Raw genomic sequence first — 5794 nt, forward strand, 5'->3', positions numbered from 1 at the left:
CAGCGACACCGCATCCCATTCCCGAATGCCGAGGGCGGCAATCGCTTCGGCGTGCATCCGCACCACGCCGCGGCGGGCGTCGACGGCCGAGGTGTTCAGCCGGGCGATCAGGGTCAGGTGGCGGGAGGACCGGGAGGCATCGCCATCCCGATGCTCTTCAATAGAACCCATGCGGTCATTATCGACGTACAGTGGCGGCCTGCTGTCGGCGCTCTGCGCGGTCACGCTGCTGGCGGCACCGCCCGCGGCCCACGCAGATAACCCGTTGACCGACCTCGTCGACGCCGCGGCCCAACGCCTGCAGGTCGGCGACGACGTGGCGGCGGTCAAGTGGCACTCCGGAGGCGCCATCGAAGACCCGGCCCGGGTGCAGCAGCAACTGGCCGCCGTGGCCTCGGCCGCTGAGGTCCAACACCTCGACGCCGGCTATGTGCGTCAGGCTTTCACCGACCAGATCGCGGCCACCGAAGCCCTCGAGCACTACCGGTTCGCGCAGTGGAAGCTGGACCCGGCCAGCGCCCCGGCGGTCGCGCCCGATCTGGCCACGTCGCGGGCCCGCATCGACGGCTATAACCGCGTCATGCTCACCCAGATCGGATTGCGGTGGCAGCAGCTGCACGCAGCGGAATGCGCCCCGCGACTCGACGAGGCAATCCGGGACGTCAGCGCTGCGCGGCAGTTCGACGAGTTCTCCCGGCGGGCGCTGTCGTCGGCGACGCGGGACTACTGCACCGGGTAGCTCAACGCCCGGGCTTGCGCAGCCGCAGCCGTGCCATCGATTGCCCGCTGGGCCGGCGGATGCCCAGCCGGGGCCCCGGTCGCGGCTGCGCCCGGCGGATCGCCCGGCGCGCGGCGCGGCGCTCCCGCGGGGCGTGCTCCCAGGCCTCCGGGTGCGCGGCCACCCAGCGTTGGCTGCGCACCGAGAACGGGATGGTGCACAGGTAGGTCACAATCAGCACCAGCACCAGCACGTAGGGGAACAGGAAGGCCGCCGCGGCCACCAGGGCCAGCACCGCCAGCAGTACCGCGGCCAGATGCGGCGGCACCGACACGGCGTGCATCTTGCGCATCGGGATCCGGCTGACCAGCAGCATCGACGTGCCCACCACCCAGGCACAGGTGAACCACTGCGACGTCCACCAGCCATCGCCGAACTGCAGTTTCGCCGCCAGCAGCCCCATCAGCGTGATCGCTCCGGCCGGAGCAGGCATCCCGACGAAGAACTCGCGGGTGTAGGCCGGCAGGGTGGCGTCGTCGAGCAGGGCGTTGAACCGCGCCAGCCGCAGCACCACGCACACCGCGTAGAGCAACACCACGATCCAGCCCGCCGGCTGGGTGGACAGCAGCGACACGTAGATCACCACCGCGGGCGCGACGCCGAAGTCGACCGCGTCGGCCAGCGAGTCGATCTCGGCGCCCATCCGCGACTGGGCATCCAGGATGCGAGCCACCCGGCCGTCGAGACCGTCGAGGATGGCGGCCGCGGCGATCAGCGCCATCGCCACGTGCGGCTGACCGTCCAGTGCGTACTTGATCGAGGTCAGGCCGGCGCAGATGGCCAGCACCGTCATCGAGCTGGGCAGGATGTGCAGGCCCACCGGGCCCCGGGTGCGGCCCGGGGTGGATGTCGTCATGGCAGCTGGGCCAGCACGGTCTCACCGGCGACCATGCGCTGCCCGACACCGACCAGCGGCTGCGTCCCGACCGGCATGTAGGTGTCCAGCCGCGAGCCGAACCGGATCAGCCCGTAGGTGTCGCCGATCGCCAGGTGATCGCCGGGCCTGGTGGCGCAGACGATGCGTCGCGCCACCAGCCCGGCGATCTGCACCGCGATCACCTCGGCGCCGTCGGCGGTGCGGATCCGCACACTGTTGCGCTCGTTGTCCTCGCTGGCCTCGGTGCGGTCGGCGGACCCGAACCGGCCGGCCCGGTGCATCACGTCGAGCACCTCGCCGCCGACCGGGGCCCGCTGCACGTGGGCATCGAACACCGACATGAAGATGCTGACTCGTGGCAGCGGGGTGTCGGGCAGGCCCAGTTCCGGGGGCGGGGTCGCGGTGTCGACCAGGCAGACCATGCCGTCGGCGGGGGCCACCACCACACCCGGGCGGATCGGCGGCACCCGTCGGGGATGCCGGAAGAACCCCGCGCTGGCCCCGGCGGCCAGCAGCCCGGCGCCGCGCAGCCAGCGCTGCTTGCGGCCCAACGCCGCCAGGCCCAACGCCCCGGCGACGAACGGCAAGCCGGCGGGGTGCATCGGCGGCACCGTCGAGCGCACGAGCTCGATCAGGTGCCGCAGACCGCCGGGATCATCAGCAGCGCGGGGTCGTCTGGCCATCCGGCCATCTTAGAAGCTGGGGGGACTCACCCGGTCAGGTCCCAGACCTCCACCGCGGTGCCCACCGGCAGTTCGGTCACCTCGTCGGCGATGTCGAGCAGGCAGTTGGCCGACGCCAGGTAGCGCAGATGGTGCGAGGCCGGCGGCCCGTAGTTGGTGACGGTCCCGGTTTCGTGGTCGAGCAGTCCGCGCCGGAACTGCCGCCGCCCGGCCGGCGAGGTCAGCGTCTCGCTGAGGATGGCGGTGCGGCGCGGCCGGTCCGGTGCCGGCAGATCCATCGCGCGGCGCAGCGCGGGCCGGACGAACACCTCGAAGGACACCTGCGCGCTGACCGGGTTGCCCGGCAGCGTGATGATGGCTGCGTCGCCGACCCGGCCGATGCCCTGCGGCATGCCCGGCTGCATCGCCACCTTGACGAAGTCCACGCCCTGATCGCCGTCGCGACCGAAGACGTCCTTGACCACCTCGTAGGCGCCCGCGCTGACGCCACCGCTGGTGATGACCAGATCCACCGCGCCGTCGCGCACGCCGTAGCGGTCGAGCACCGCGGTGAACTCGGCGGTGTCGTCGGCGACGGTCGCCGCGGCCACCACCTCGGCACCGGCGTCACGCAGCGCGGCGGCCAGCATCACCCCGTTGGACTCATATATCTGTCCGGGCGCCAGCGTCGTGCCCGGCTTGACCAGTTCAGTGCCGGTGGAGATCACCAGCACGCGTTGCCGTGGGCGCACGGTCAACTCGGCCAGGCCCAGCGCCGCGGCCAGGCCGGCCGCCGGCGCTGTGACGAGCTGGCCGGCCCACAGCACGGTGGCGCCCTCGGCGACGTCACCGCCGGCGCGACGGATGTGGCGTCCCCGCGCGGTGGCGGCACTGATCGCCACCACCTCGGTGCCGCCATCGGTGGCTTCGACGGGAACTACGCCGTCGGCGCCGAATGGGATCGGCGCACCGGTCATGATGCGGTGCGCAGTACCGGGCGCCAACGAGGGGATGTCGGTACGGCCGGCCGGAATGTCCTCGGTCACCGGCAATTTCACCGGATGCTCAGGGGTCGCCGTGGCCACGTCGTCGGCTAGTACGGCGTAGCCGTCCATGCCGGAGTTGTCGAAGACCGGCAAGGAGATCGGCGCGGTCACATCCGCGGCCAGGGCCAGCCCCTCGGCGTCGGACAGTGGCACCGTGACCGGTGGGCGGGCACGGATCAAGTCGGCGACGGCGCGTTGGTGCTCTTCAACGGATCGCATGACGACAGTCTGAACTAGACGGGGTAAGTGATTCCTGTCAGTTCCTCGGAGACCGCCCACAGCCGCTGCTGCAACTCGACCTCGTGCGCCTGCTTGCTGGCGTCGACCAGCTTCGGATGCCCGCGCTGCTCCCCCAGACCACCCGGCCCGTAGTACTGCCCGCCGGCCACCTCGGGGTCGGTGGCGGCACGCAGCGTCGGCAGTGCGCCCATCGCGGCGCTCTGGACGACCAGCGGCATCAGCAACCGGTCGGCCGGACGCAGGAACGGCGGCAGGTAGCGGGTCAGTTCGGTGTTGGCAGTGCCGGGATGCGCCGCGACGGCAATCGTCGATTTGCGTTTGGCGGCCAGCCGCCGCTGCAGCTCGTAGGTGAACATCAGGTTGGCCAGCTTGGACTGGCCGTAGGCGGCGATCCGGTTGTAGCCGTGCTCCCACTGCAGGTCGTCGAAGTGGATCGCCGCCATGATCCGGTGCGCCATGCTGCTGACCGTCACCACCCGGGACCCCTTCACCCGCATCATCCGGGGCAGCAGCAGGCCCGTCAGCGCGAAATGCCCCAGATGGTTGGTGCCGAACTGCAGCTCGAACCCGTCGACGGTGGTCTGTTTGGGGGTGTACATGACACCGGCGTTGTTGATCAGCACGTCGATGCGGGGATGGGCAGAGCCGAGCGCTTCGGCGGCTTCGCGGACTGAGGCCAGCGAACTCAGATCCAGTTCCTGCACCTCGACGGCGGCCTGCGGGCTGGCGTGGTGGATCCGTTCGGCTGCCGCACGTCCCTTGTGCAGGTCGCGCACCGCCAGCACCACCGTGGCGCCGTGTTCGGCGAGCACCAGAGCAGTGTGATAGCCGATTCCGGTGTTGGAGCCGGTGATTACCGCGACGCGCCCGGTTTGGTCGGGTACGTCCTGTGCGGCCCATTTGTCCCGGCTCCCCATTCCCGAAACGATACCGACGCCGGCCGGTTCCGCACCCTTGCAGATGACAGCGCTGCGACGCTAGGTCATTCTCTGTTGCATGGCGCCCAACGCAAACCGTCCCGGGGAGGTCACCATGGTCGACCCCACCAATCCACCGAGCTCTCGCGCGCCATTGGTATGGGCTCTGGTCGGCGCGGTGCCCTGGCTGGTACTGGCCGTGCTGCAACTGGGGTGGGCGGTCGCTGATGAGCGGCTGGCCTGGCTACACATGGTCGCCCTAGCGGTCACGGCGTTGGGGCTGCTGGTCTCCGCGGTGATCGCGCCACTATGGCGTTATCGCGTGCACCGGTGGGACATCAGCGATCAAGCCGTCTACACGCGCACCGGCTGGCTGGTGCAGGAGCGCCGGATCGCCCCGATCTCGCGGGTCCAGACCGTCGACACCTACCGCGGGCCACTGGATCGACTGCTTGGCTTGGCCAACGTCCGGGTGACGACCGCGTCCTCGGCGGGGGCGGTGCACATCGTGGCGCTGGATGCCCCGGTCGCCGACCGGGTGGTGGCGCAACTGACCGACATCGCCTCGCTGGGCGCCGGGGACGCCACATGACCGCTGAACCGGCTTGGCAGCGGCTGAGCCCGCGGATGTTGCTGGTGCATCCGCTGCACGAGGCGCTGCGTGAGCTACCGCTGCTGATCGCGATCGTCGTGTTCGGTTCGGCCACCGACAACTCGGTGTGGGTGGTCGCGGTGGTGTGGGTGATCGCCGTGATCGGGGTGACGCGCTGGTTCACCACCAGCTATCGCATCGAACCCGACCCCCAGGGCCGGGTGCAGTTGCGCTCGGGCCTGCTGCGCCGCAAGGTGCTTTCGGTGCCGCGCAACAGGATTCGTTCGGTTCAGACCGACGCCCGGCTGCTGCACCGGCTGCTGGGGCTCACGGTGCTGCGGGTCAGCACCGGCCAGCACGGCACCGGGGACACCATGTTCGAACTCAACGCGGTGGAGAGCAGCCAGGTGCCGCGGCTGCGCAAGATCCTGCTGGCGCACACCGGGGGTCCAGCGGAATTTGGGCCGGCGCCGACCCGCGCGACGGTGCTGGCGCGGTGGCGCCCGTCGTGGTTGCGCTACAGCGCCCTGAGTCTGTCCGGGCTGGTGACGATCGGCGCCGCGGTGGGTGCGCTCTATCAGAGCGGCGCCTGGGCGGCGCTGCAGGATTCGGCGCTGAGCGGGGCCTGGCGTGACGCCGCCGGGCGGTTCGGGGCGCAGCAGACCGCGGCGGTGATCGCGGG

At 70.8% G+C, this 5794-nt stretch carries 7 protein-coding genes; 3 read left to right on the forward strand and 4 right to left on the reverse strand.

Annotation, left to right across the window (positions count from 1 at the left end):
• Positions 1-169: 169 nt before the first annotated feature.
• Positions 170-739, forward strand: coding sequence for a chorismate mutase (locus A5694_RS08860; RefSeq protein WP_064921471.1), 570 nt, complete (start codon positions 170-172; stop codon positions 737-739).
• Position 740: 1 nt separating this feature from the next.
• Here the strand turns inward: A5694_RS08860 and pssA are convergent, their stop codons facing one another.
• The 4 genes from pssA to A5694_RS08880 are packed head-to-tail and all read right to left on the reverse strand — an operon-like array spanning position 741 to position 4520.
• On the reverse strand, positions 741-1634 hold the full coding sequence (gene pssA, locus A5694_RS08865; protein ID WP_064921472.1) for a CDP-diacylglycerol--serine O-phosphatidyltransferase: 894 nt from the start codon (positions 1632-1634) through the stop codon (positions 741-743).
• Positions 1631-2338, reverse strand: coding sequence for a phosphatidylserine decarboxylase (locus tag A5694_RS08870; protein WP_064921473.1), 708 nt, complete (start codon positions 2336-2338; stop codon positions 1631-1633). Before A5694_RS08870 ends, pssA begins: the two co-directional genes overlap by 4 nt.
• Positions 2339-2364: 26 nt before the next feature.
• A complete protein-coding gene (gene moeA / locus A5694_RS08875) occupies positions 2365-3582 on the reverse strand; it encodes a molybdopterin molybdotransferase MoeA (protein WP_064921474.1) in 1218 nt (405 codons plus the stop codon).
• 14 nt (positions 3583-3596) lie between these two features.
• The gene (locus tag A5694_RS08880; RefSeq protein WP_064921475.1) at positions 3597-4520 is read right to left on the reverse strand and encodes an SDR family NAD(P)-dependent oxidoreductase; all 924 of its coding nucleotides are present in this window, start codon (positions 4518-4520) and stop codon (positions 3597-3599) included.
• Positions 4521-4599: 79 nt separating this feature from the next.
• Here A5694_RS08880 and A5694_RS08885 point away from each other — a divergent pair, with 79 nt between their 5' ends.
• The gene (locus tag A5694_RS08885; protein WP_064921476.1) at positions 4600-5112 is read left to right on the forward strand and encodes a PH domain-containing protein; all 513 of its coding nucleotides are present in this window, start codon (positions 4600-4602) and stop codon (positions 5110-5112) included.
• Positions 5109-5794: PH domain-containing protein (locus A5694_RS08890; protein WP_082952587.1), on the forward strand; the 686-nt coding region annotated here is incomplete at its 3' end. The genes A5694_RS08885 and A5694_RS08890, both read left to right, overlap by 4 nt.

It is taken from the genome of Mycolicibacter sinensis (genome assembly GCF_001667945.1).
Lineage (GTDB): Bacteria > Actinomycetota > Actinomycetes > Mycobacteriales > Mycobacteriaceae > Mycobacterium > Mycobacterium sinense_B.